This window comes from Halomonas binhaiensis (genome assembly GCF_008329985.2).
Taxonomy (GTDB): Bacteria; Pseudomonadota; Gammaproteobacteria; order Pseudomonadales; family Halomonadaceae; genus Halomonas; species Halomonas binhaiensis.
Genome location: NZ_CP038437.2, coordinates 1,610,224 through 1,635,833, shown reverse-complemented (window position 1 = coordinate 1,635,833; position 25,610 = coordinate 1,610,224). Strand labels below are relative to the sequence as shown.

The 25,610-nt window shown below is 57.0% G+C and carries 30 protein-coding genes and 1 pseudogene; 15 read left to right on the top strand and 16 right to left on the bottom strand.

Features of this window, described 5'->3' with window-relative positions:
- Positions 1-243: 243 nt before the first annotated feature.
- From rpsI to zapE, 3 genes are all read right to left on the bottom strand, one after another.
- A complete protein-coding gene (gene rpsI, locus E4T21_RS07135) occupies positions 244-633 on the bottom strand; it encodes a 30S ribosomal protein S9 (RefSeq protein ID WP_149284345.1) in 390 nt (129 codons plus the stop codon).
- 13 nt (positions 634-646) lie between these two features.
- A complete protein-coding gene (rplM, locus tag E4T21_RS07130) occupies positions 647-1,075 on the bottom strand; it encodes a 50S ribosomal protein L13 (protein WP_149284344.1) in 429 nt (142 codons plus the stop codon).
- A 197-nt stretch (positions 1,076-1,272) separates the two neighbouring features.
- A complete protein-coding gene (zapE, locus tag E4T21_RS07125; RefSeq protein ID WP_149284343.1) occupies positions 1,273-2,445 on the bottom strand; it encodes a cell division protein ZapE in 1,173 nt (390 codons plus the stop codon).
- 184 nt (positions 2,446-2,629) lie between these two features.
- Here zapE and E4T21_RS07120 point away from each other — a divergent pair, with 184 nt between their 5' ends.
- Positions 2,630-3,103, top strand: coding sequence for a Z-ring associated ZapG family protein (locus E4T21_RS07120; protein ID WP_187775128.1), 474 nt, complete (start codon positions 2,630-2,632; stop codon positions 3,101-3,103).
- Positions 3,104-3,195: 92 nt separating this feature from the next.
- Here the strand turns inward: E4T21_RS07120 and E4T21_RS07115 are convergent, their stop codons facing one another.
- Positions 3,196-3,957: a Nif3-like dinuclear metal center hexameric protein gene (locus E4T21_RS07115; protein WP_149284341.1), complete on the bottom strand. Its 762-nt coding sequence runs from the start codon at positions 3,955-3,957 to the stop codon at positions 3,196-3,198.
- Positions 3,958-4,120: 163 nt separating this feature from the next.
- Here E4T21_RS07115 and E4T21_RS07110 point away from each other — a divergent pair, with 163 nt between their 5' ends.
- Positions 4,121-5,434 (top strand): Do family serine endopeptidase, encoded by a 1,314-nt coding sequence (locus tag E4T21_RS07110; RefSeq protein ID WP_149284340.1) that lies wholly within the window; start codon positions 4,121-4,123, stop codon positions 5,432-5,434.
- A gap of 98 nt (positions 5,435-5,532) precedes the next feature.
- On the opposite strand, the gene hisD is transcribed toward E4T21_RS07110, so the two are convergent.
- From hisD to E4T21_RS07065, 9 genes and pseudogenes are all read right to left on the bottom strand, one after another.
- Positions 5,533-6,852 carry a histidinol dehydrogenase gene (gene hisD / locus E4T21_RS07105; RefSeq protein ID WP_149284339.1) on the bottom strand — a complete coding sequence of 440 codons (1,320 nt, stop codon included), beginning with the start codon at positions 6,850-6,852 and terminating at the stop codon, positions 5,533-5,535.
- Between the two features lie 64 nt (positions 6,853-6,916).
- Positions 6,917-7,570: an ATP phosphoribosyltransferase gene (gene hisG / locus E4T21_RS07100; protein ID WP_149284338.1), complete on the bottom strand. Its 654-nt coding sequence runs from the start codon at positions 7,568-7,570 to the stop codon at positions 6,917-6,919.
- A 73-nt stretch (positions 7,571-7,643) separates the two neighbouring features.
- Positions 7,644-8,806 (bottom strand): annotated as a pseudogene (locus E4T21_RS07095) (UDP-N-acetylglucosamine 1-carboxyvinyltransferase).
- Positions 8,807-8,818: 12 nt separating this feature from the next.
- On the bottom strand, positions 8,819-9,073 hold the full coding sequence (locus E4T21_RS07090) for a BolA family protein (protein ID WP_149284337.1): 255 nt from the start codon (positions 9,071-9,073) through the stop codon (positions 8,819-8,821).
- 262 nt (positions 9,074-9,335) lie between these two features.
- Complete coding sequence (locus E4T21_RS07085; protein ID WP_240349320.1) at positions 9,336-9,650, bottom strand: STAS domain-containing protein; 315 nt, start codon at positions 9,648-9,650, stop codon at positions 9,336-9,338.
- A gap of 8 nt (positions 9,651-9,658) precedes the next feature.
- Positions 9,659-10,303 (bottom strand): MlaC/ttg2D family ABC transporter substrate-binding protein, encoded by a 645-nt coding sequence (locus tag E4T21_RS07080; protein ID WP_149284335.1) that lies wholly within the window; start codon positions 10,301-10,303, stop codon positions 9,659-9,661.
- Positions 10,304-10,353: 50 nt separating this feature from the next.
- A complete protein-coding gene (gene mlaD / locus E4T21_RS07075) occupies positions 10,354-10,821 on the bottom strand; it encodes an outer membrane lipid asymmetry maintenance protein MlaD (RefSeq protein ID WP_149284334.1) in 468 nt (155 codons plus the stop codon).
- 18 nt (positions 10,822-10,839) lie between these two features.
- Entirely contained in the window at positions 10,840-11,622 is a 783-nt protein-coding gene (gene mlaE, locus E4T21_RS07070; protein WP_149284333.1) for a lipid asymmetry maintenance ABC transporter permease subunit MlaE, read from the bottom strand.
- Positions 11,619-12,431 (bottom strand): ATP-binding cassette domain-containing protein, encoded by an 813-nt coding sequence (locus E4T21_RS07065; protein ID WP_149284332.1) that lies wholly within the window; start codon positions 12,429-12,431, stop codon positions 11,619-11,621. The genes mlaE and E4T21_RS07065 overlap by 4 nt, the downstream gene beginning before the upstream one ends.
- 278 nt (positions 12,432-12,709) lie before the next feature.
- Here E4T21_RS07065 and E4T21_RS07060 point away from each other — a divergent pair, with 278 nt between their 5' ends.
- The 13 genes from E4T21_RS07060 (at position 12,710) to E4T21_RS07000 (ending at position 22,595) form a co-directional block, all read left to right on the top strand.
- Complete coding sequence (locus tag E4T21_RS07060) at positions 12,710-13,708, top strand: KpsF/GutQ family sugar-phosphate isomerase (RefSeq protein WP_149284331.1); 999 nt, start codon at positions 12,710-12,712, stop codon at positions 13,706-13,708.
- Between the two features lie 40 nt (positions 13,709-13,748).
- Positions 13,749-14,309, top strand: a complete 561-nt coding sequence (locus tag E4T21_RS07055) for a KdsC family phosphatase (protein ID WP_149284330.1) — start codon at positions 13,749-13,751, stop codon at positions 14,307-14,309.
- Positions 14,310-14,311: 2 nt separating this feature from the next.
- Positions 14,312-14,902, top strand: a complete 591-nt coding sequence (gene lptC, locus E4T21_RS07050) for an LPS export ABC transporter periplasmic protein LptC (RefSeq protein WP_149284329.1) — start codon at positions 14,312-14,314, stop codon at positions 14,900-14,902.
- Positions 14,899-15,426 carry a lipopolysaccharide transport periplasmic protein LptA gene (lptA, locus tag E4T21_RS07045; protein WP_149284328.1) on the top strand — a complete coding sequence of 176 codons (528 nt, stop codon included), beginning with the start codon at positions 14,899-14,901 and terminating at the stop codon, positions 15,424-15,426. Before lptC ends, lptA begins: the two co-directional genes overlap by 4 nt.
- Positions 15,426-16,151 carry an LPS export ABC transporter ATP-binding protein gene (gene lptB, locus E4T21_RS07040; protein WP_149284327.1) on the top strand — a complete coding sequence of 242 codons (726 nt, stop codon included), beginning with the start codon at positions 15,426-15,428 and terminating at the stop codon, positions 16,149-16,151. Before lptA ends, lptB begins: the two co-directional genes overlap by 1 nt.
- Before the next feature lie 112 nt (positions 16,152-16,263).
- Positions 16,264-17,676 (top strand): RNA polymerase factor sigma-54, encoded by a 1,413-nt coding sequence (locus tag E4T21_RS07035; protein WP_149284326.1) that lies wholly within the window; start codon positions 16,264-16,266, stop codon positions 17,674-17,676.
- Between the two features lie 198 nt (positions 17,677-17,874).
- Positions 17,875-18,183, top strand: a complete 309-nt coding sequence (gene hpf, locus E4T21_RS07030) for a ribosome hibernation-promoting factor, HPF/YfiA family (protein ID WP_149284325.1) — start codon at positions 17,875-17,877, stop codon at positions 18,181-18,183.
- A 12-nt stretch (positions 18,184-18,195) separates the two neighbouring features.
- Positions 18,196-18,681 carry a PTS IIA-like nitrogen regulatory protein PtsN gene (ptsN, locus tag E4T21_RS07025; RefSeq protein WP_149284324.1) on the top strand — a complete coding sequence of 162 codons (486 nt, stop codon included), beginning with the start codon at positions 18,196-18,198 and terminating at the stop codon, positions 18,679-18,681.
- 97 nt (positions 18,682-18,778) lie between these two features.
- A complete protein-coding gene (rapZ, locus tag E4T21_RS07020; protein WP_149284323.1) occupies positions 18,779-19,660 on the top strand; it encodes an RNase adapter RapZ in 882 nt (293 codons plus the stop codon).
- Between the two features lie 6 nt (positions 19,661-19,666).
- On the top strand, positions 19,667-19,936 hold the full coding sequence (locus tag E4T21_RS07015; RefSeq protein WP_149284322.1) for an HPr family phosphocarrier protein: 270 nt from the start codon (positions 19,667-19,669) through the stop codon (positions 19,934-19,936).
- 291 nt (positions 19,937-20,227) lie between these two features.
- On the top strand, positions 20,228-20,752 hold the full coding sequence (locus E4T21_RS07010) for a BUD32 family EKC/KEOPS complex subunit (RefSeq protein WP_149284321.1): 525 nt from the start codon (positions 20,228-20,230) through the stop codon (positions 20,750-20,752).
- 118 nt (positions 20,753-20,870) lie between these two features.
- Positions 20,871-22,154 (top strand): adenosylmethionine--8-amino-7-oxononanoate transaminase, encoded by a 1,284-nt coding sequence (gene bioA / locus E4T21_RS07005; RefSeq protein WP_149284320.1) that lies wholly within the window; start codon positions 20,871-20,873, stop codon positions 22,152-22,154.
- A gap of 132 nt (positions 22,155-22,286) precedes the next feature.
- On the top strand, positions 22,287-22,595 hold the full coding sequence (locus E4T21_RS07000; protein WP_149284319.1) for a winged helix-turn-helix domain-containing protein: 309 nt from the start codon (positions 22,287-22,289) through the stop codon (positions 22,593-22,595).
- On the opposite strand, the gene E4T21_RS06995 is transcribed toward E4T21_RS07000, so the two are convergent.
- From E4T21_RS06995 to E4T21_RS06985, 3 genes are all read right to left on the bottom strand, one after another.
- Positions 22,574-22,819, bottom strand: coding sequence for a helix-hairpin-helix domain-containing protein (locus tag E4T21_RS06995; protein WP_149284318.1), 246 nt, complete (start codon positions 22,817-22,819; stop codon positions 22,574-22,576). The two genes, E4T21_RS07000 and E4T21_RS06995, sit on opposite strands and share 22 nt — an antisense overlap.
- Positions 22,806-23,402: a GNAT family N-acetyltransferase gene (locus E4T21_RS06990; RefSeq protein WP_149284317.1), complete on the bottom strand. Its 597-nt coding sequence runs from the start codon at positions 23,400-23,402 to the stop codon at positions 22,806-22,808. The genes E4T21_RS06995 and E4T21_RS06990 overlap by 14 nt, the downstream gene beginning before the upstream one ends.
- Before the next feature lie 221 nt (positions 23,403-23,623).
- Positions 23,624-25,429 (bottom strand): acyl-CoA dehydrogenase C-terminal domain-containing protein, encoded by a 1,806-nt coding sequence (locus tag E4T21_RS06985; protein ID WP_149284316.1) that lies wholly within the window; start codon positions 25,427-25,429, stop codon positions 23,624-23,626.
- Positions 25,430-25,610 lie beyond the last annotated feature (181 nt).

Sequence of the window (25,610 nt, the reverse complement as noted above, 5' to 3'; positions counted from 1 at the left end):
GTGCCTCCCATCGCCTCACTCCTCCTGGACCGCAGCTGTGCAGCGTGGCCACTGGTCCTTGTCGTTATTGCTGTTTGTCGTTATTGCCAGTTGTTGTTATTGCTGACTGCTCTTGTGAGCCCAGACATACAGACCCAAGTGCTTGTATCTTAGGCAAGCCTCATACGAACACACAAGGATGGCACTAAACGACAAAGCCCGGACCTAGGTCCGGGCTTTGGAGATCGAAGCGATAAAGAACGATTAACGCTTGGAGAACTGCGGGCGACGACGTGCCTTGCGCAGACCGACCTTCTTACGTTCGACTTGACGCGCGTCACGAGTGACGTAGCCTGCATCACGCAGCGGCTTGCGGAAGTCTTCGTTGTATTCGAGCAGGGCACGAGTGATACCGTGACGGATAGCACCGGCCTGGGCGCTACCACCACCGCCCTTGACGGTGACATAGGCATCGAACTGCTCAAGCGTTTCAGTCAGCTCGAGAGGCTGACGAACCACCATACGGCCGGTTACACGACCGAAGTATTCGTTCAGCTCACGACCGTTGACGACGATCTTGCCGGAACCCGGCTTCAGGAAAACGCGAGCGGTAGAGGTCTTGCGGCGACCGGTACCATAATACTGCTGTGACATGGCCTGATTCCCCTTAGATGTTCAGTTCTTGCGGCTGCTGTGCAGCGTGCGGGTGCTCGGTGCCGGCATAGACCTTCAGCTTGGCGTGCATGGCACGACCCAGCGGACCCTTCGGCAGCATGCCTTTCACAGCACCTTCGATGACACGCTCAGGAGCGTGAGCAATCAGCTGTTCGAAGCTCATGGAACGCAGGCCACCCGGATAACCGGTATGACGGTGGTACATCTTGTCACTGGCCTTGTTGCCAGTCACCTTCACCTTCTCAGCGTTGATCACGACGATGTAATCGCCGGTATCAACATGAGGAGTGTACTCAGGCTTGTGCTTGCCGCGCAGGCGACGAGCAATTTCAGTGGCCAGACGACCGAGCGTCTTGTCCGCAGCATCGACGACATACCAGTCGCGCTGGACGGACTGCGGCTTAGCAGTGAACGTCTTCATGGATGAATCACCAATTAGATATGTTGGATCCTGCCATCGGCCCGCTTCAGCATGCTGAAGGAAGGTCGACATTGGATCATCCCTATTTTTCTTGGTTGTACCAGCGGCGACAACCACCACAGCGGCACAACGGTCGAGCGAGCGCGCATTCTACACGATAGGATAGCGCCACGTCACCCCCTTCATGGGGTTTATGCTCAAGGCTTGTGTGGTAACGCCAGATATTCTCTTGACTGCATTTCCTGCAGACGCGAAAGAGTGCGCTGGAATTCAAACTCCAGCGTTCCTCCGGAATAAAGCGCATCCGCTGACACCTCGGCCGACATCAACAACTTGACCCCACGATCATAGAACTCATCGACCAGATTGATGAAACGACGAGCCCGATCATCAGCAGCACCACTCATGCGCAGCACCGATGACATCACCACTGTATGGAATTCTCGTGCCAGCTCAATGTAGTCATTCTGACTCCTGGGACCATCACATAGCTCCAGGAAATCGAACCACACCACATTTTCGTGAAGACGCACCGCGTGCAGAACGCGATGATTGACCTCCAGAGCGACTCCCTGCTCTCCCGGATGCCCAGCGATCTCCCTAAAGCTACGCTCCAGCTCCCTGTTCGCCGCATCATCCAGAGGCGTGTGGTAGATCTGTGCACGTTCGAGAGCTCGCAGGCGATAGTCCACGCCCGAGTCGACATTAACGACCTCACAATGGCGCTTCAGCAAGTCGATGGCAGGCAGGAACCTGGCTCGCTGCAGCCCATCCTTGTACAGGTCATCAGGAACAATGTTGGAAGTTGCCACCAGCACCACGCCCCGCTCGAACAGTGCTTCGAGCAGATTAGCCAGGATCATGGCATCAGTGATGTCCTTGACGAAGAACTCGTCGAAGCAGATGACCCGCGTCTCTTGAGCAAACTTGGCAGCAATGAGCTGCAAAGGGTTCTTCTCCCCTTTACAGTGGGTCAGCTCGTTGTGCACGCGCTGCATGAAACGGTGGAAATGGGTACGCATCTTCTGGGGAAACGGCAGTGCTTCATAAAAGGTATCCACCAAATACGTCTTGCCGCGGCCAACCCCGCCCCAGAAGTACAGCCCGGAAATATCCGGCAACTTGGGCTCCTGATTGGCCTCCTGGCGCCCAAAGATACCTTTCACCTTGGACTTCCACCCGCGACTGCTCGCTATTGCAGGCTTGCGCACCGGAGCTGCAACCAATTGGTCATACAGACGTTGCAGATGCTCGACAGCATTGGCCTGAGCCGCATCATGATTGAAATCCGAGCGCTCCAGATCCCGGCGATAGCGTTGTATAGGGGTCGGAGGTCGACTAGTGCTCGGCGTGGTAGCGGTGGCAGTCATGTACCATCCTGGCTGAGTCTGAATGAAGAAGGCCGCATTATACGCAGCTGCAGCAAAATGCGCAGCCGCAGCATGAAACACATTAGACAGCGTGGCATTTGACGCTCCGTAGGCGTCGCCCTCTATAATGGAGCCCCGGCTTGACCGGCACTGCGGCTAGCGACTGGCACTCAGGGAGACAATAGTGGAAGCAAGCAATATCAATGTGATTCTGGCAGCAGCCTGCCTAATCGCCGGCATCGGCATCGGCGCCCTAGGCTATCATCTGCTCAATGGCGGTGCTCGCAATGCTCAGAAGCTACGCCAGCGCCTCACAGAACGTGAACGCCAGATCGCCGAATGGAAAGACGGTGTCGACGAACACTTTACCCAGATGGACACGCTGATCCAGCGCCTGCTGGAAGGCGGGCAGAATCTTCGTCAGCAACTGGACGAATCAGCCAAGCGCCTGGGCCGCGAAGGCACTCCCAACAAGGTGACGCCCCCAGGCAACCTGCAGATAAACAGCTTGACACCATCGGACGACGCCGCGCAGGAAGATCTCAAGATTCCACGCGATTATGCAGATGGCAACAGCGGCACACTTTCCGAAAATTACGGCCTGCGTAAAGAGGATGAGGACGATGAGGAAGCAGCCCCTCGCCCTCCGCGCTATTAAGCCGTACGCAACCAAGCCCGTTTCCGCATAGACGATCGCCACCTCCTCAACATCAGGCCACACTCCATGACGCGGAGTGTGGCCTGAATGTTTCAGGCAGGGTTGTCGATATCGACAAATCTATGCTCGACAGAAAAGCGCTCGGCCAACCACTGCCCTAAGGCCTTCACCCCATAGCGCTCGGTCGCGTGATGCCCCGCGGCCAGATAGTGGATGCCCATTTCTCGAGCCAGATGAGTCGTTCGCTCAGAAATCTCACCAGAGATAAAGGCATCTACCCCCGCCTCTGCCGCCGCACCGATCATGTCCTGGGCCCCACCCGTGCACCAGGCAACCCGCTCCACATCTTTCAACCCAGGCGCCTCGATCACGGTAGGCCTTCTGCCCAGCACCTTAGCCACCTGCTCCGATAACGTTTCCAGAGAAACAGGATGCTCAGGTCGGCCATGCCACAACAACCCCTCCCCCATGGGAGCATCCAGGGTACCTTCCACCTCGAACCCCAATTGCTGAGCCAACATGGCATTGTTGCCAAGCTCAGGGTGGGCATCCAGGGGCAGGTGATAGGCCAGTAAATTGACATTGTGATTCAGCAATGTTGCCAGTCGCTTTCGCTTCATGCCGGTGACGGCAACCGGCTCGTTTTTCCAGAAGTATCCGTGATGCACCAGCACCAGATCCGCCTGCCATGCCACCGCTTCGTCAAGCAAAGCCTGACATGCCGTCACCCCACTTAGCACACGCTGGATACGGGATTTACCAGAGACCTGCAGACCGTTTTCCGTATAGTCTCTGAAGCGCGAAGAATCGAGCAGTGTGTCGCAGGCAGCAACCAGTTCTTTACAGTCGACCATGATTTCATCCAAGAGCAAGAAGTGCAGGAAACCCAGGTTCCACTCAACCAAGTTTCCTTCCGGGAGGCAGCCATAACCTTCCAGGCAGTGTTACAATATCGCTCATTGTACTCGGCCCGAAACAGGCCCGCGACACCGCCCCAGCGATAAGGACTCCCGCCGCATGCGCCGCAACCTGCTGCCCTATCTTTGGCCGGTCATCATCGGCATTCTGCTTGCTATCGTCCTGCTCAACGCTTTTCCTGAGCGTCTCGGTCGAATGGCTCCTGACCTAAGTACCGAGTCCACCCCGCCCCCCGCTGCATCACCGGCGCCAGGCACAGAAAGCGTACCGGCCGTCGGCGCACCAGCACCGGACCCAGTTGCACCAACAGAGGGCAGCACCACCTCCACTGACGGTGCAAAGCGTCCCCTGCCCGAACTGCAGCAAGCACCGCCACTGAACCGACAGAAAGGGCTGGTCAGCTATGCTGATGCAGTCGAGCGTGCAGCACCCGCCGTGGTCAATATTTATTCCTCTCGTGTAGTGGAACGCGAGACTCATCCGCTGATGTCCGACCCCTTCTTCCGCCAGTTCTTCGGCCGCGATGCCCCTGCACGCCAGCGCATGCTGTCGAGCCTCGGCTCCGGCGTCATTGTCAGCCAGGATGGCTATGTCCTGACCAACCACCATGTCATCAGCGGTGCTGATCAGATCCAAGTGGCCCTGCGCGATGGGCGCGAAACCCTGGCCGAAGTGATTGGCACTGATCCCGAGAGCGATCTGGCGGTACTCAAGATCAACCTCGACAATCTGCCTGTCATCGAACTGAGTGATTCCGAGGATGCAGTGGTAGGTGATGTAGTGCTTGCCATCGGCAACCCCTTTGGCGTCGGCCAGACTGTCACCATGGGAATCATCAGCGCCACCGGCAGGAGTCACCTGGGGCTCAGTGCCTACGAAGATTTCATCCAGACCGATGCCGCCATCAACCCTGGCAACTCCGGCGGCGCCTTGATCAACCCCCAAGGAGGCCTGGTCGGCATCAATACTGCTATCTTCTCTCGTTCAGGAGGGTCTCAGGGCATAGGCTTTGCCATTCCAGCCAACCTGGCCCGCAGCATTCTTGAACAGATCGTGACCAATGGACGCGTCATCCGTGGCTGGCTCGGCATCGAAGCCCAGGAACTCAACCAGGACCTGGCCGCCTCCTTCGGCCTCAAGGTTCCCGCTGGAGTGATCATCGCCGGTGTCGTTTCCGATGGTCCAGCAGATCAGGCAGGATTAAAACCAGGAGACGTACTGCTCAAGGTCGACAACAGCCCCGTCATTGATCCTCGCCGCACCATGAGCGATATTGCCGCAGTTTCCCCAGGAACAGAGCTCCAAGTGACGGTGGCGCGCAAGGGCTCCCCCCTGGAGGTCAAGATTGTCGTCGGTGAACGGCCGACTCCAAGCAGCCAGGAAGACCTCCTGAACAACACTCAACCTGAGTAACGATCAGCCATCAATAACGCAAGAGGCCCCGGCTATTGCCGGGGCCTCTTGCGTTATAACGACTGACAGGGGCTGTGCTACTCCCAGATTCGTGCTTACTACTTGATTCGATATTCTGCCGAGCGAGCATGCGCCGTCAAGGATTCCCCACGAGCCAGCACAGAGGCCGTCTTGCCCAGAACAGAGGCGCCCTCAGGAGAGCATTGGATGATCGAGGAGCGCTTCTGGAAATCGTACACCCCCAGAGGAGATGAGAAGCGCGCCGTCCCTGAGGTCGGCAGAACATGGTTGGGACCAGCACAGTAGTCACCCAGCGCTTCAGCCGTGTAACGCCCCATGAAGATAGCACCAGCATGACGCACTTCAGGCAGCAGCGCTTCGGGATCCGCGACAGAGAGTTCCAGATGCTCCGGAGCGATACGGTTGACCAGCTCCATCGCCTCTTTCTGATCACGACAGGCGATCAATGCGCCACGCTCCACCAGAGACACTCGCGCAATAGGCTCACGCTCCAGGGTCGGCAGCAAACGCTCCATGGCGCTCTGCACCTCATCAAGGTGAGCCTCATCCCAACTGACCAGAATGGCCTGGGCATCCTGGTCATGCTCGGCCTGGGAGAACAGATCCATGGCCAGCCATTCGGGATCGGTCTGCCCATCAGAAACCACCAGGATTTCCGATGGCCCAGCTATCATATCGATGCCCACCTGGCCAAATACTGCACGCTTGGCCGTGGCGACAAAAATATTGCCAGGCCCCACGATCTTGTCGACTTTCGGCAATGTCTCGGTACCATAAGCCATCGCCGCCACTGCCTGAGCACCACCTACGGTATAAACCCTTTCCACCCCGGCCAGGTGCGCTGCTGCCAACACCAGTTCACTGACGACTCCACCCGGCGCAGGCACCACCATCACGATCTCTCGCACACCTGCCACGTGAGCCGGCAAGGCATTCATCAACACGGATGATGGATATGCAGCCTTGCCGCCAGGTACATAGATGCCTGCGCGGTCAATGGGCGTTACCTTCTGCCCCAGCACCGTGCCATCCGCCTCGGTGTACTGCCAGGACTCCGGCTTCTGACGCTGATGGTACTCACGTATCCGCTCAGCGGCTTGAGCCAGTGCATCACGCTGCTGGTCCGGTAGTCCTGCAAAAGCAGACTCGAGGCGCTCCTTGCCCAGCGTCAGTTCGCCCATGTCTGTCGCTTCGACCCGGTCAAAACGACGGGTATACTCCAGCAACGCAGCATCACCCTGCTCACGCACTGCGGTCACGATCTCGTCGACACTCTGCTGCACCGCCTTGTCAGACACACTTTCCCAGGCAAGCAATGCTGACAGGCGTGCGTCAAAGTCTTCTTCCCAGGTAGACAGGCGAGTGATTGCAAGATCGTTGGAAACGGGGGCATTCATATCGGGCATTACCTGTAATAATTCTTCTGTGTCCAGTCGTTCAGCATCAGAACTCACGCCAGGATCAGGTCTCGGCAGCAACCCGGCGACTCTCCACCGCCTTGCGCAGACGGTCGATAAGCGGCTTGATGCGCTCATGTTTCATGGTCATTGAAGCCTGGTTGACCACCAGACGCGTACTGACATGCGCCATCAGCTCACGAGGCTCCATGCCATTGGCCCGCAAGGTATTGCCAGTATCGACGATATCAACGATTTCATCTGCCAGGTTCATCAATGGCGCCAGCTCCATTGCCCCATAAAGCTTGATGACCTCAGCCTGGATACCCTGCTCGGCATAATAGCGACGCGCGACATTGACAAACTTGGTCGCCACCCGGCGACGAGCACGGGCCGGCTCCGCGCCAGTGATTCCCGCCGTCATCAGCTTGCAGCGGGCTATCTCCAGATCAAGTGGCTCATACAATCCCTCAGCACCATGTTCCAGCAGCACATCCTTGCCGGCCACCCCCATGTCAGCTGCACCCAGCTGGACATAGGTCGGTACGTCAGTGGCACGAATCACCACCAGCTTGACATCTGGCAGGTTGGTATCGAATAGCAATTTGCGACTCTTGCCCAGGTCCTCTGCAGGGCGAAGACCTGCGTCAGCCAGCAGCGGCAGCGTTTCTTCCAGGATGCGCCCTTTGGAAAGGGCCAGAATGAGTTGTTGAGTCATTGTCCAGCCAGGTAAATATTGTGAAAGACATTACCAGCCCGCCAGAATGCCAGGCTGGTAGTCAGGCATCACGTCAACCAGGAATGCGCTTGATCTTGGCGCCCAGCAGTTGCAGCTTCTCTTCAATGCATTCGTAGCCGCGGTCGATGTGGTAAATACGATCCACCAAGGTTTCACCTTGAGCCATCATCGCCGCGATCACCAGTGAAGCAGAAGCACGCAGGTCGGTCGCCATCACTGGCGCGCCAGACAATGCTTCAACCCCGGTAATCACTGCCGTATTTCCTTCCAGGGCAATGCTGGCCCCCATTCGATTGAGCTCCTGCACATGCATGAAGCGATTCTCGAAGATGGTCTCGACTACACGCCCAGTGCCCTCTGCAACGGCATTCATGGCGACGAACTGGGCCTGCATGTCAGTCGGAAAGGCAGGATATGGCGCAGCACCGCCTCGAGAATATCGGCACGCGTCCGCTTCACTCTGACCTTGCCACGACTGAGTGCTGCCGCCACCAGGAAAGTGCCCGTCTCGATACGGTCTGGCATGACATGATGCACAGCCTCATGCAGGCGCTCGACCCCCCGGATAGTGATGGTATCGGTGCCATGGCCGCTGATATCTGCGCCCATCTTGATCAGGCACTCGGCCAGGTCCACTACCTCGGGCTCGCGCGCTGCATTCTCCAGCACAGTGGTGCCTTCAGCCAGCGTCGCCGCCATCAGCAGGTTCTCGGTACCTGTCACGGTCACTACATCGAAGAAGATGGTCGCTCCCTTGAGACGACCATCGCTGCGCGCACGAATGTAACCACCTTCGACACGAATATCCGCCCCCATGGCCTCGAGTCCGCGCAGGTGTAGGTCCACCGGACGCGATCCAATGGCACATCCTCCTGGCAGGGAAACATCCGCTTTGCCAAAGTGGGCAAGCAAGGGTCCCAGCACCAGAATGGAAGCGCGCATTTTCTTGACCAGTTCATAGGGCGCATCACAATGCTCGACTTGAGCACCATTGAGCTGGACGCTCATATCCTCGCCAAGAACCGCTTCCACTCCCAGGTGGCCCAGCAGTTCAAGCGTCGTGGTGATGTCCTGCAAATGCGGCAGGTTGCCGATGGTCACCGGCTCTTCAGAAAGCAGAGTGGCACACAGAATAGGCAGTGCGGCGTTCTTGGCACCACTGACCCAAACCTCTCCGTGGGTCGGGCCATTGCCGGTAATGATCAGTTTATCCATGCAACGATACCGTCAGGCTCCCGGGTTCTCGGCCGCCACTTGCCACTGGTCCGGCGTGAAGGTCTTGATACTGATAGCGTGTAACGCACCTGAGGCGATTTCCTCGGCCAGAGCACCATAGATCAGCTGCTGGCGCTTGACCGGCGTTAATCCGGCGAAACGGTCTCCCACAGCAATGACCTGGAAATTGCAGCCTTCACCCTGGATATGGAACTCACAACCGTCCACGCGGCTTTCGAGCAACGCTTTGACGTCGCTAGGTTGCATGCAGACTCTCCTGAAAAAGTCGTGAGACACCGGCACGACGGTCAATGACCATTCTCGCCCGGCGCCAATAAAAAAGGACGTTTGGCGCCTTATGGTAAAGAAAAGCAGCGTCTTTGGCGATGCCGGAAACAAAACCCGTGCTGTCATGACACATATTGCCTGTGACTGCCTGTGGCAACAAAACAGGGCCACAAAAACATCGAGGGCCGCGAATGCGGCCCTTTCATGGCAGGTAAGGTGGCGTGACAAAGAAGTACTGTACTCAATCTCCGCTGGGTAACAGAGTATCGATACCAGCCACTTGCGTTAGACGCGCCAAGGCAGGAGATAGAACAACAGCTTCGAGACTCAGGTTGGCCGAGCCGATGGAGCGCAGCCACTCGAGCATGACGCTGAGCGCGGCACTGGAAACTTCTTCTACCTGACTGAGGTCAAGCCGCACCGACTCTCCCTGTTGACGGGAAGCAAGCCAGTCACGCCCCGCTTCAGCCATCTCCGCAGCTGCTTCGAAGGCGACCCGCCCACTTACCTTCAACGTATTGTCGTCGGCTTCGAGGCGGGCAGTTTCGCTCTTCATCAACACACTCATGCACCACGCTCGAGTTCATCGGTACCTACATCCGGCGACCATGTGTTGATGACAGTATTATAGTCACGGTCATGCTCGCGCATGGATTGATCGAACTGGTTACGGAAGGTCAGCCCGAGGTTGATGCCGTTGACGATGACATTGACCACTTTCCACTGCCCTTGGCTGCTGCGCAGGGTGTAGTTGACCGGATAAACCGTGCCATCAGTGCCGATAACCTGTGTTTCGACATTGGCCTGGTCTTCGTAACGGCCAGATCCACCATCGAGCACTCGGATTTCGCGGTAGTCATAGGTAATCAAGCCTTTCGCATAGGTATCGAGCAGGCTTTGCTTGAACACATTAACGAAGCGCGTGCGCTGCTCTGGAGTGGCATTGTTGAAATAACGCCCCATGACGCTCGCGCCGATGTAGCGAAAGTCCAGCGCACCACTCAGACTCTGATCAACCACCCGCTTGAGCTCACCCGGGTTCGATGCGAAATAGTCCTTGCGCCCTTCGATCTGACTCATCAGACCATCAATGCTCGATTGGACTACCTGTTGCGGTGTTTGCTGGGCAAAAACCGGCAAGCTGACAAGCAACAACACCAGTGCAAACAGAGCATGACGAACACTCATCGGGGAATAGGTAATTTTCATGGAGCTCTCCTTGTGATTTCCGGCAATTACCGGCCACGTAGTTGACTTGATTAGTCTTTGACAGCGCTGGAGATAAATTGTTGTATCAGCTCTTCCAGGACGACGGCCGATTGAGTGTCACGAATTGTGTCGCCCTCACCCAGCGTATCCGGTGCGCCCCCCACGTAAAGGCCAACATACTGCTCACCAAGCAGGCCTGCTGTCAGAATGGCTGCCGTGGAGTCTTCCGGCAGTTTGCCAAGCAGATCGCTGTTCAAAGACATCACCACTTGAGCGTCATACCATTCCGTGCTCAAGCGGATACTCTCCACACGACCCACCGTCACGCCAGCCATGGTGACTCTGGCCCTCGGCTTGAGACCACCGATATTGGCAAAGTTGGCGGTCAACTCGAAAGTGTCGTTGGGGCGTCCTGTCGGGTCGAGACCACTGACCTTCAACCCCAGGAATACGAGCCCCAGGATGCCGGCCAACATGAACAGACCCACACCGAACTCCATCATCTTGCTGCGCTTCATCAACAATACTCCGCAGAATCAGGAAAGCCCGCCGAACATTACGGCAGTCAATACAAAATCCAAGCCCAGTACGGCCAGGGACGAGTACACCACAGTACGTGTGGTAGCACGGGAAATACCCTCTGACGTGGGCACCAGGTCATAGCCCTGGAACACGGCAATCCAGGTCACGACCAGGGCAAACACCAGGCTTTTCACCAGGCCATTGCCGATATCATCGATAAATTCCACACTGGCCTGCATGTTGCCCCAGTAGGAACCATCGAAGACACCCAGCCACTGCACCCCCACCAGATAGCCGCCCCAGATCCCGATGACACTAAAGCCAATCGTCAACAGAGGCAGGGAGACAAAACCAGCCCACAGGCGCGGCGCTACGATACGGCGCAGAGGATCCACCCCGATCATCTCCATGCTGGTCAGTTGCTCAGTGGCCTTCATCAGGCCTATTTCAGCGGTCAAGGCTGAACCTGCACGACCAGCAAACAACAAGGCTGCAACGACAGGGGCCAATTCTCTCAGCAGCGACAGGGACACCATCTGGCCCAGAGCCTGCTCGGCACCGAAATCGACCAGGATGGTATAACCCTGCAGGGCCAGCACCATACCGATGAACAGTCCGGACACCAGGATAATGGCCAGAGACATCACCCCTACCATATGCATCTGGACAAGCCACAGACGGAAACCCTCTGCAGTAGGCCGACCAAACATCGACTGAATCAGAAACAACCCTGCCCGCCCCATGGCCTCAAGCAGGTCACAGCCAAGCCGCCCAAGGCGGGTGATGTACGCCATCATGGCCGGACTCCTTGCCCTAGGATATCTTCATGGAAATCGTTGGCCGGATAGTGAAATGGCACAGGACCATCGGGCTCACCATGAACAAACTGATAAACCCGCGGGTCCTGTTCGACATCCAGGGAAGCCGGTGTGCCATGCGCCATCACCTCGCCATCGGCAATCACATAGACATAATCCGCGATGGACAAGGTCTCCTTGATATCGTGTGACACAACCACCGCTGTCAGCCCAAGAGCTTCATTGAGACGCTTGATCAACTGCACCAGCACGCCCATGGAAATCGGATCCTGTCCAACGAAAGGCTCGTCGTAGAGAATCAGTTCGGGATCGAGCGCCACTGCACGGGCCAGCGCCACTCGCCGGGTCATACCCCCTGATAGCTCCGAGGGCATCAGCTCGCGAGCACCGCGCAGGCCAACCGCCTCCAGCTTCATCAGCACCACATCACGAACCATGCTCTCAGGCAGGTTCGTATGAACACGCAGCGGAAAAGCCACATTTTCATAGACATTCAGGTCGGAAAACAGTGCGCCACTCTGAAACAGCATGCCCATGCGTCGACGCATTCGGAACAACGCCTTGCGTGACAGCCGATGAACATCATGACCAGCGATCAGCACACGCCCGGCATCGGGGACCAGCTGGCCTCCGATCAATTTCAGCAACGTCGTCTTGCCGGTACCGCTCGGCCCCATGATGGCCGTGATCTTGCCACGCGGAATAGACAGATCCACGCCGCGGAAGATCTCTCGATCTCCTCGCGAAAAGCGCAGTTTTTCCACCTCTACCAAGGCGGATGAAGTCATCGCAATCCCCGTTATTGAATCAGTCAAAGTGAAGGTGGCCGCTGAACATTCGCGCCGGCCAAGAGTCGAAGCATCAATGATAACGACCATTCGGCCAGTTATCGAACATCGTATCCTAACTCTCTCACACCATGCTAGTATGCCCCCAACGACTTATGCGCACAGGCAAACTTGGTACAGGACGCTCTTCGCTGAAGCAACCTGGCCTGACAAAGGCGTCGTGACCGACCACCTCCTGCCTCTTGTGAGAACGCGCTCTAACGGCAACAATCATATCCATGACAGAACAACCTGATACCGCACACGTGGCCCCCTTGTCCTTACGCGATAGCGCCCGACGCACTCTCAGCCTGGAGCGAGATGCAATAGATGCTCTGCTCACGCATCTCGACGAAAGCTTTGATCGAGCCTGTGAGCTGATTCTCACCTGCCGCGGTCGCGTAGTCGTCACAGGCATGGGAAAGTCCGGCCATATTGGCGGCAAAATCGCCGCCACCCTGGCCAGCACCGGCACTCCGGCTTTCTTCGTCCACCCCGGTGAAGCCAGCCACGGAGACCTCGGCATGATTACCCGTGGCGACGTGGTCCTGGCACTGTCCAACTCTGGTGAAACCGCCGAGGTTACTGCACTTCTACCATTGCTCAAACGCATGGGCATACCGCTGGTCAGCATGACCGGCCGTCCCAACTCGACACTGGCACGCCACTCCAACGCACACCTGTATGCAGGTGTCGAGCGCGAGGCCTGCCCTCTGGATCTGGCTCCGACTTCCTCGACTACCGCGGCTCTCGCCCTGGGCGATGCTCTGGCAGTGGCGCTGCTCGAGTCACGCGGCTTCACCGCCGAAGATTTTGCCATGTCCCATCCCGGCGGCAGCCTCGGCAAGCGACTGCTGTTGACGGTTGCTGACCTGATGCATAAAGGCGACCGTCTGCCCCAGGTTCCGCAAGGCAGTCCTCTGCGTGATGCCTTGCTGGAAATTTCCCGCCAGGGGCTGGGCTTCACTTGCGTAGTATCCACCGATGGCACGCTGGCTGGCGTTTATACTGATGGTGACCTGCGTCGCACCTTGGACCGCTACCAGGATTTCACTGGCCTCAAGGTGGACGATGTCATGACTCGGCCAGGACATTACGTGACTCCTGATACACTGGCGGCAGAAGCCGTACGCATCATGGAAGATAACCGCATCACTGCTTTAGCCGTCATCGACGATTTGCAACGTCCCATCGGCGCACTGCACATGCATGACCTGCTGAGTGCAGGGGTCATCTAAACAGAGCCTCCATGACGCCCTCATGAACAAGGACAGTGCCATGCCCAAAGATACTCTCTCGACCGTCCCCCAGGATCTGCTCGACCGCCTGCGCCGGATACGCCTGCTTGCTCTCGATGTGGATGGCGTAATGACCGATGGCAGCCTGTACTTCCAGGCCGATGGCAGCGAACTCAAAGCGTTCAACACGCTGGATGGACACGGACTGAAACTGCTCAAGCGCGCAGGCATTGAAGTCGCGATCATTACTGGAAGGCGCTCCACCATGGTCGAGCATCGAGCCGATGCTCTGGGCATCCGCCATGTCAGCCAAGGTGTGGAAAAGAAGCTTGTCGAGCTCAAGACTCTCTGCACAGCACTTGGCCTTGAACTGCACCAGGTCGCTTACTGCGGTGACGACCTCCCCGACCTGCCTTGCATTCATCATGTAGGCGTAGGCATCAGCGTTCCCGGTGCCCCCGACTATATACAGAAGCATGCTCACTGGGTCACCGAACGCCATGGGGGACATGGTGCTGTGCGTGAAATCTGCGACCGCCTACTGATGGCCCAGGGTCATTGGGACAGCGTGCTCGATACCTATTTGCACAGTGGTCACTGAACATGCAATTGCGCCTGCGAAAGCCCGGCTTCCGCTTCTGGCTGGTAGTGATACTACTAGGGCTGGGAGCATGGCTGGCTTTTCTTGATCCACGCGATACCATCATTCCCAACATGATCCCCAAGAACGAGGCGGGGGAACCGGACTACTACCTGGAGGATGCCAAGCTGACTCGCTTCAATGCCCAGGGCCAAGCGTATCAGCGTGCTACCACTCCACGTCTGGCACATACTCCGGAGGATGATGTCACCCGCCTGAAGACACCAGATCTCGAACTGATCGACGATGACGGAAGGGACTGGATTGCCAGTGCAGACGAAGGACGCCTGGGGCCTGATGGCAACCCCATCGTCCTTACCGGCAACGCTCACCTAGAAGCACCGCAGGAACGTTGGCAGCTGGATACCGAAGAACTCCACTACGATAACAAGACAGGTCACGCCTGGAGCGAAACCCCTGCCCTGTTACGCCAACCGCCCCAGGAAATGCGTGGCGAGCGTTTCGATGCCTGGATTCATGACAATCGCGCCCGCCTGACCGACAATGTGACTGGCTTTCATCCGCCCGAACCCCAAAAGGAGTCTGCCCAATGACGCGTCCGAGCACCACTCACCTGCTCGCCCTGTGCCTGGGCCTTGCCACCTGCCTCGGCAGCAGCGCTGCCCTGGCCCTGGAAAGTGACCGCACTGCCCCGATTCAGGTCGAAGCCGATCAGCTTGATCTGGATGACAAGGCTGGCACGGCTGTCTATACCGGCAATGTACGCATCCAGCAGGGCAGCATGCTCCTCACCGGCGACCGGGTAGAAATTCGGCGCAACAACAAGGGCGAGCTGTCGCTGGCCACGGCCACCGGTCAGCGCGCCTACCTCGAGCAAAAACCCTCTCCCGAAGAACCCGTGGTCAAGGGGTGGGGGCATCGAGTCATCTATCACGTCCCTGAGCGCCGCATCGAGCTGATCAACCAGGCCGAGCTGCACAAGGGAGGCGACACCTTCGATGGCGCCTATGTGGAATACTTCCTCGATCGCAAGGTAGTGCAGGCCCGCTCCAGTGCTGAAGGCGTTCAGGGCAATCAGCGTATTCGCATGACTCTCGAGCCGGAGCAAGGTAACTGATGAAGACGCTTCACGCCCGCAACCTGGCCAAGAGCTACAAGAAACGCCGCGTCGTCCATGACATCAGCTTGTCCATTCGCCAGGGCAGCATTGTCGGTCTGCTCGGCCCCAATGGTGCCGGCAAGACCACCTCGTTCTACATGATCGTGGGACTGGTGCGCGCAGACTCCGGCGAAGTTGCCATTGACGAAATGGACCTGAGTCGTGCCGCCATGCACGAGCGAGCACTTGCCGGAATTGGCTACCTGCCCCAGGAAGCCTCGATATTCCGCAAGCTGACGGTTGCCGATAACATCATGGCGATTCTCGAAACTCGCAAGGACCTTGACAAGGCCGGCCGTCAACAGCGCCTGGAGCAACTGCTGGAAGACTTCCATGTCACCCATATCCGCGACAATCCCGGCATGGCATTGTCCGGCGGTGAACGTCGCAGGGTGGAGATTGCCCGCGCCCTGGCAACAGAACCCGCCTTCATTCTTCTTGATGAGCCCTTTGCCGGCGTCGATCCCATTTCCGTCGGTGAGATCAAGGCCATCATTCGCCAGCTCAAGGCACGCAATATCGGCGTTCTGATTACCGACCACAACGTCCGCGAGACACTCGATATCTGTGATCATGCCTACATCGTGGGCGATGGACAGATCATCGCTGAAGGCAATGCCCATGACATTCTTGCCAACCAGCGGGTCAAGGAAGTGTATCTAGGCGAAAACTTCCGCCTTTAACTAATGTTGGCAAGGGACTTGCATGCCGCCCGACTCGCCGTTAGTGTGATGCGATCATCCACCCGAGAAGCACTGTAATATCCATCAGTGTTTCCTTAACCGGAATTCGCTAATGGCCCTCAAGGCGTCACTGCAGCTGCGTCTTGGCACCCAGCTCACCATGACTCCCCAACTGCAACAGGCCATTGCTCTGTTGCAGCTATCCACCCTGGACCTGCGCCAGGAGATCCAGCAGGCCCTGGATTCCAACCCCATGCTCGAGCTGGAAGATGATTTTGGCGAGCAACAGGCCCAGGAAACCACAGATGACGACTGGGCCGATGAAATTCCTGCAGACCTGACGACCGACAGCGAATGGGAGGACACCTTCCAGGACCTCGGCATGGCACCTGCCGGCAGCGGTGAAGCGCCCGACTTCGAGCGTCAGGCCGATAGCCAGTCACTCCAGAGCCATCTCAGTTGGCAGTTGGCCATGCTCGACATTTCTCCAGCAGAAAACCGCATCGCCGAAAGCCTGATTGATGCTGTCACCAGCGACGGTTATCTCGATCAGCCATTGGAAGACATCCATGAAGGCCTTCTCGGCCAAGGTCTGGAGCCATTGACCCTGAGCGATGTCGAGGCCATTCTCAAGCGCCTGCAACAGTTCGAACCCACCGGCGTCTTCGCTCGCGACCTGCGCGAGTGCCTATCCCTGCAACTCGATGCATTGCCCAGGGAAACGCCTCTGCTGGCCCAGGCAGGGCGTCTGGTCCGCCAGTTTCTCGAGGCTCTGGCTGCTGATGATCGTCGCATGCTCAAGCGCCGTCTCAGCCTGGATGACGACCAGCTCGACAGCGTCATCCGCCTCATACGCAGCCTCGATCCGCGCCCCGGCAGTCAATTCGGTGACAACAGCTCAGACTACGTGATACCTGACCTCATCGTACGCCACAGCGCCGCTGGCTGGCAGGTAGAGCTCAACCCTGATGCCATGCCGCGACTGCGTATTCAACCCGACTACGCAGCCTTGATTCGCCGTGCCGATAAAAGCCAGGACAACCAGTTTCTCAAGGATCATCTGCAGGAAGCCCGCTGGCTTCTCAAGAGTCTATCCAGCCGCAATGACACCCTGCTCAAGGTGGGCCGTGAAATCATGGCACGCCAGATCGACTTTCTAGATCATGGCGAAGAAGCAATGAAACCCCTGATCCTGGCCGACATTGCAGACAAGGTCGAGATGCATGAGTCCACCATCTCTCGAGTCACGACACAGAAGTTCATCTATACCCCCCGTGGCGTCTTCGAACTCAAATACTTTTTCTCCAGCCAGGTAGGCAACGATGGCGACGCTCATTCCAGCACAGCAATTCGCGCCATGATCAAGAAACTCATCCAGGACGAGCCTCCTCGCAAGCCGCTATCCGACAGCAAGCTGGTCGAGCTGCTTAATGCGACTGGCGTCAACGTGGCCCGACGTACAGTAGCCAAGTACCGTGAGTCGATGCATATTCCCTCATCCAGCGAGAGAAAACGTCTACGCTGAGGCGCGTCTTAAAGTCGCAAGGACTGCCCGCAAACACCCGCTGCCGTTGAATCCGCCTGCTGGACAAGCTGATAAACCATACAAGTTGCTGAATCACGGGCTCTCCTGCCAGATTTCAAGCAACTTCGATGAGGGGGTTTGCAGGATCAGAAAAAGGGTTACAATCGAGCTACCACATGCAAGAGCAAGGAGCTTGTCATGCAAGTAAACATCACCGGCCATCACGTTGAACTGACCGACCCCCTGCGTGACTACGTACAAGAGAAGCTCACTCGAGTGGAGCGCCACTACGACAATATCACCAACGTTCAGGTGACATTGTCAGTGGAGAAGGAACGCCAGCACGCCGCCTGCACGCTTCACGCCGCCGGTGCTGATCTCCATGCTGATGCACAAGATGGCGATATGTATGCCGCCATCGACGCGCTTGCCGACAAGCTTGATCGTCAGTTGGTCAAGCATAAGGAAAAATCTCAAGCCCGAGCTCAGGGCACCGGACTCCGTTGATCCCCCATCATTATGACATTGGAAGCCATTCTCCCTCCCGAGCGCACTCTCTTTGATGTGCCGGGAGGAAGCAAAAAAAGGGTGCTGGAATTTTTCAGCACCTTTATTGCGCAAAATACTCCGAGCCTGGACAGCCAGGAAGTCTTTAGCCGACTGATTGGCCGCGAGCGGCTAGGCAGTACGGGTATCGGTAATGGTGTGGCCATTCCTCATGCCCGTAACCCTCACTGCAAAACGCCAATCTCGGGCTTTCTCAAGCTTTCTGAGCCTATCGACTTTGATGCGATCGATGGTGAGCCCGTCGATCTAATCTTTGTGTTGTTGGTGCCTGAGGAAGCTGACGATACCCACCTGGCTCTGTTGGGACAGGTCGCAGGGGTCATGAGCGATGCCGAAACCCGGCAACGCCTGCGCAATGCCACTTCACAGCGAGAGCTTTACGAATGCCTCCAGGAAGCGATTCGTCAATCCGACGAACCTTCACCTCCCAGTGGCTGAGAGCTTCCGTCCCATCAACAATACCGTCCATCCATTACATGCCTCAGCCGCACTCTCCTTCGAGTACTGCGGCTCTCCCCTGACCAGGAGACAGGACATGCAACTCGTGATCATCAGCGGCCGCTCTGGCTCGGGCAAGTCCGTTGCTCTGCAGGCCCTCGAAGATCTCGGTTTCTATGCCATCGACAATCTCCCTGCCATGTTGCTGGGATCGTTGGTGGCAGAACTGGCCAATAGTGACCTGCGCCGCGTCGCTGTCAGCATCGATGCACGCAATCTGCCAGGAGCACTCGAACGATTCCCTGAACTGCTCAGCGAGCTCAAGGATGGCAATATCGAGTGCCAGGTGGTTTACCTGACCAGCAACCCGCAGGTACTGCTGGAACGCTTTTCCCACACTCGTCGGCGTCATCCGCTAACCCGCTACAGCGACATGACCCTGGCTGAAGCTATTGAATCTGAAGAAAAAGCACTCAGTGGCATGCGAGATCTGACGGACCTGGTCATCGATACCACCCGCTTGTCCGTGCATGACTTGCGTGCCCAGATTGCCGACCAGGTCGCCGGGCAAGATGCAGAACAGCTCAGCCTGACCATAGAGTCCTTCGGCTTCAAGCGCGGCGTTCCTCCTGATGCCGACATCGTCTTCGATGCCCGTTGCCTGCCCAACCCTTACTGGGACCCCTGCCTGCGTGACGCGACAGGCCAGGACCAGGCTGTCATCGACTTTCTCGAGGGATTTCCTGTCGTGGACGAGATGTACGATGACATTCTCCACTGGCTGGACAAGTGGTTACCGCAATACAAGGCCAGCCACCGCAGCTATCTTACCGTGGCCATCGGTTGCACCGGTGGTCAACATCGCTCGGTCTATCTGGCCGAGCGTATCGCTCAATCTCTTGCCTCCAAGCACGACCGCATTCGCCTGCGCCATCGCGAGCTTGTTCAGCAGCGACGCCTGGTATCAAAGGGAGACTGACATACCGTGCCACAGCGACAGCTCACTCTTATCAACAAGCGCGGCCTTCACGCTAGAGCTGCCACCCGCCTGGTACAGTGCTGTCAGACCTTCCAGTCTCAGATCATTGTTCGCCGTGACCATATGCAGGGAGATGGCGCCAACATCATGTCGCTATTGATGTTGGCTGCGCCCTGCGGCACCGAGTTGATCATTGAAGCCGAAGGTGACGATGCCGAATCAGCACTTGACGCCATTGAAGCGCTATTCACCGCCCGCTTCGACGAAGAAGACTGATCTCTAGCATCAGCATCCTTTCCATGCATACGAACTCGATGTACAAGAGATATGCTTGAATTAGGGAAGCGCTGAATAAATCGACGAGCATGCTCAAGCACAAGGCGCCCGGAGCACAGGAACCGGAGCCTATGGGATATAGGTGAGGATTCCGCGCACCGCGTAACGCAGTGATTGAGTCGCGCAGGCATTTATGCAGTTTTTCCTTAGCGCCAGTCGATTATACTGTGCGTACATTAGATGATCGCCGAGCATCCTGCTCGAGCGTGCGGAGAATATCGATTTCCCACCATGCAGTTAATCCAGACCGGAAAATACAGTAGCGTCCATTACGATCCCGAGCACGACACTTTTATCAAGACGTTCTCTCCCAACATCACCGATCGCTGGCGTTACCGGCTCGGCATTCGTCGTTATCCCGGATATAACTTTCGCTATGTGGCCAAGCGTCTGTCTCTGCTTGGCATCCAGGCTCCCGAGATTATCGAGTCCAAGCGTTATCGCCTGGTCACTGCCAATGTGAATGGCGTGCCTCTCAAGCAGCTCATTCAGGATGATCCTGTCCTGCAGCAACGTTATGTGGACATTCTGGTAGCCCTGTATCGTGATCGTATTCACTGCCGAGGCCTGCACACCGACAACTTCCTGGTCAAGAATGGCGAGATCATCGCCATTGATCTGGATGCCTACAAGGCGCCGAGAATTTTTACCTATCCCCACCAAGAGTTCATCGACTGTCTCAGCCGCTCCCTGAAAGGTGAAGAAGCCTTTCTGTTCCAACGCTTCCTGCAAGCCATAGAGGCTCCTGCCTCCTGATACAGGTTCGGGGTATCGCCTAACGGATGATCGCCCAACAACAGGATGACTCCACTTTTTCGCTCATATTGGTAAACTTTATATTCGTACACAGGTTTACCATTAGCGAGAATCATCCATGTCTTCACCTGTCTGGCACCCCTACGCCCATCTCAAGCACCAGGCCCCAGCTCTCAAGGTCGTTGGAGGCCAGGGGACACATTTCACTCTGGAGTCTGGCGAGCATCTTCTCGATGCCACATGTTCCTGGTGGTGCATGATCCATGGATATGGTCATCCACGCCTGGTCAAGGCCATTCAGGAACAGGCAGCAACACTTTGCCATGTAATGCTGGGCGGCCTGACCCATGAACCCGCCGACCTTCTCGCGCGCGAGCTGGTGCGTATCACCCCGCAGGGGCTCAACCATGTGTTCTACTCGGACAGTGGCTCCGTGGGCATGGAAGTGGCGATGAAGATGGCAGTGCAATACCACTTCCTCCGCGGGCGTCCACAAAAGCACCGCATGCTGTCATTGATGAAGGCCTATCATGGCGACACTGCTGGCTGCATGGCGGTATGCGATCCCGAAGAAGGAATGCACAGCCTGTTTTCAGGCTTCTTGCCTCAGCATTATTTTGCCCCAGCGCCGACTTCTCCCTTTGACGCCGACCAGGCAAGTGTCGATGCTGACCTGGCCGCCTTGCGCAAGGTGCTTGAAGCCCATCATAAGGAAATCGCAGCTCTGCTTATGGAGCCTTTGCTACAGGCCGCAGGCGGGTTGAACATGACTTCTCCGCTTTACCTGAAGGGGGCCAGGGAGCTCTGTGATGAATTCGATGTGCTGCTGATCTTCGACGAAGTGGCCACCGGGTTCGGCCGCACCGGACGTCTCTTTGCTGCCAATCATGCCGACATCTGCCCCGACATCATGGTGCTGTCCAAGGGGCTGACCGGTGGCTACCTCGGCCATGCAGCCACACTGGCCACCGACCAGGTGCATGACACATTCATTGGCGACAGCGAATACCATGCCTTCATGCATGGCCCCACCTTCATGGGCAACCCCCTGGCCTGTCGTGTCGCACTGGAAAGCATCAGGGTCTTCGAAGAAGACCATTACCTTGACCGCATCGCCAGACTCAATGCTGTGCTGAAGGCAGAGCTTGAAGAGGATGATGATCTACGCAGCCATCCTCGGATCGCCGATGTACGCACTCTCGGCGCCACAGGGGTCATTGAGGTCAAGGATAGTGCAGACCTCAAGGGTGTCGCCGAGCAGGCCAGAGAGCGCGGCGTCTGGTTACGCTCCTTCGGACGCTGGCTCTATACCATGCCGGCTTACATCACCAGCGATGACGACATGCGCCGCATCACCGATGCCATGAAAGCCTCTTTCCTGAATTCCCCTGGCAACCGCTGACCACACTGCGGCACAATCGCTGATCCTGAGGCAATCACATATCATGACATCAATACCTGTCATTGCATCAATACCTGTCATGGCATCAATATCTGTCATGGAATGTGATTACCTCATCTCGATGGAGCATTCATGTCATCTCCCAGCAAGACACGCACCAGCTTTTATCGTCGTTTGTACGTTGCCCACTTGATCGAACAAGGCATCGATACCGTACCCACGCTGATGGCGGCTACCGGCATGCCAAGGCGCACCGCCCAGGACACCCTGACGGCACTGGAAGAACTGGACATTTGCTGCCGCTTCATTCCCGAACCCGGGCAACGGCATAACGTGGGCCACTACACTGTGGAGGACTGGGGCCCTATCACCCCGGAATGGGTGTCGGCCAACGCCGAGCACCTGCGCAAGACACTGGGTTATCCCAGTGTTCGAGACTGACGAGCGAGCGCAACAGCGCTCTCGATGGCTCCGCGAGCCTGCGGACTGTTGCGCCAGCACGTAACACCCAGCATGGCAGAAATGTCTGCAAGAACCTTCTCGACATCGGATCCCGCCAGGACAGCAAAGCAGTCAATGCCAATCTGTTCCAGGCGCGCCACCACCAAAGGGCCAACACCTTTTAACGCCAACAACTGCTCTCTTTCCACATTACTGAACGCCATTACCCATCCTCTGACGATGGTGATGCGCAGAAAATGATGTCTCGGAAACCAGCAGTCCATAGACAACGTGACTCAAGGCCTGGTCATTGACCCACTCGCAATCCCTCAGCACGCCTTCCTGGCGAAACCCTAGACGCTCAGGAATGGCTCGGCTGCGCTTGTTGCCCTCGGCACAGCGGATTTCCAAGCGATGCACATTCAGCTCACTGATGCCCACCTGCAGCAGCGTACGGACACATGCCAACATGATGCCTTGACCCCAACGATCTCGCCGCAGCCAGTAGCCAATCGACGCCCAACGATGCGGTAAAGAAATACGATTGAAGCCACAGGCACCAATCACTTCATTGCCCTCTTTTTCGCCGTCATCGATAATCGCAAAATGCCAGGCAGCTCCTCGCTGATGCTCCCCTTGTGCTCCCTGGATGAAGCTACCAATATCCTCTGGCGCTCGCGTTGCATCCACCCACGGCAGCCACGGGCGCAGATGCTCGCGACTGGCATCCACGGCGAGCCACAGCTCCTGCTGGTGTGCTGGAGACAACGGACGCAACGTGATGGATTCTCTGACCTGCCATACCATGCCCAACCTCCTGTCAGACTGACGTGTCCTGGCCCAATGCTATCAGGATGACTTCTTTCTATCTCATGCAAGCCCCATCCATGCAAGCCTCCTCCATGCGCACTCCTGCCGCCCCAACCTCCACCTCACAAAAAAGCCGACCATGACGGTCGGCGAAATGGAAGCCCAGCATTGAGAGAAAAGCTTCCGGGGATCGAGAGAGGTTGGTTTAGATCAAAAGCCTAGATCTCAAAACCCAGGCCGAAATCTCCTTCACTGACTGCCATCAGTGATTCAGCCCCTGCCTGGATCATCATGGCGTGAGCCCGAGTGCGCGGCAGTATACGCGCGAAATAGAACTGTGCCGTCTGGATCTTGGCATGATAGAAAGCAGCGTCACTGGGGGATGCCGATAATGCATGTCGAGCGCACTTCACAGCCCGGGCGAACAGGTAAGCCAAGGTGACATACCCGGAATACATCAGGTAATCGACACTCGCTGCACCGACCTCTTCGCGGTCCTCCATGGCCTTCATGCCAATGCTCATGGTCAGTTCGCCCCACTCGGCATTGAGCTTGGCCAATGGTTCGATGAAGCCCTTGAGCGCTTCGTTGTCAGCCTCGGCCTGACAGAACTTATGAACTTCCTTGGTAAACAGCTTGAGGCTTTCCCCCTGGCTCATCAGCACCTTACGCCCCAATAGATCCAGGGCTTGAATACCCGTTGTGCCTTCGTACAGACGAGTGATACGGGAATCCCTGACTCGCTGCTCCATTCCCCACTCCTGGATGAAGCCATGCCCACCAAATACCTGTACACCTTCATTGGTGGACTCAAAGCCGACCTCCGTCAGGAAAGCCTTGACGATGGGAGTCAGGAAACCAAGCAGTTCATCAGCACGCTCATGCCCTTCCTCTCCACTGGCAACAACATCAACCAGTTGTGCCGCATACAGCACCAGCATGCGCCCACCTTCAGCAAAGGCCTTCTGCGTTAGCAACATGCGGCGCACATCAGGATGCACGATGATGGGGTCAGCCGGTTTGTCGGAAGCCTTGGGGCCAGAAAGTGCACGCATCTGCAGGCGATCACGAGCATAGGCCAGGGAATTCTGGAAGCTGGCCTCCATCAGGCCAAGTCCCTGGATACCGACCCCGATGCGGGCATCGTTCATCATGGTGAACATGCACGCCAACCCCTTGTTCGGAGCACCGACCAGGAACCCCTTGGCTGCATCAAAGTTCATCACGCATGTCGCATTGCCATGTATGCCCATCTTGTGTTCCAGGGAACCGCATACCACGCCATTGCGCTCACCAACCTCACCATCGGCGCCCGGCAGGAACTTGGGCACCACAAACAAGGAAATGCCCTTTGATCCCTGCGGTGCATCGGGCAGCTTGGCCAGTACCAGATGCACGATATTTTCCGCCAGGTCATGCTCACCCGCGGAAATGAAGATCTTGGTGCCACTGATCTCAAAGCTGCCATCATCCTGTGGCACGGCACGCGTCTTGATCAGGCCAAGATCCGTCCCGCAATGAGGTTCAGTCAAGCACATGGTACCGGTCCAGGTGCCCTCGATCAGTCTGGTCAGGTAGGTGCGCTTCTGCTCCTCGGTACCATGGTGCCGCAGAGCATCCGCTGCACCATGAGAAAGCCCCGGATACATTCCCCAGGCCAGGTTGGAGGCACAGATCATCTCGGACAGTATCATCGCCAGGGAGGGCGGCAGCCCCTGTCCGCCATATTCAGGATCTGCAGACAACCCGGGCCAGCCACCTTCGACGTACTGCTGGTAGGCTTCACGAAATCCCTTGGGAGCCTTCACTTCACCACCCTCCCAGGTGCAGCCTTCCTGGTCGCCACTCTGGTTCAATGGCAGGAGAATTTCCCGGGAAAAACGGGCGCCCTCTTCGAGGATGGCCGCTACCGTATCAGGATCGGCATCTTCTCCATTCGGCAGACGCGCATAGTGGGCCGGGTAGTCGAACATCTCGTCCATCACGAAACGAAGATCACGCAGCGGAGCCTGATAGTCGGGCATGGGATACTCCTGGATAACGGGGTTCGCCAGAGTCAGTGACTGGGACGAAGCGCTTTCAAACGATTGTTTGAAAGTAGCTCTCAAGCATGACCAAGGTCAAGCGTTCGTTTTAAATTTAACCACTGAATTCGACCAAGGTGTAAAGACAAAGCCACTTGAGCGCCCTATACGAATGGAATCA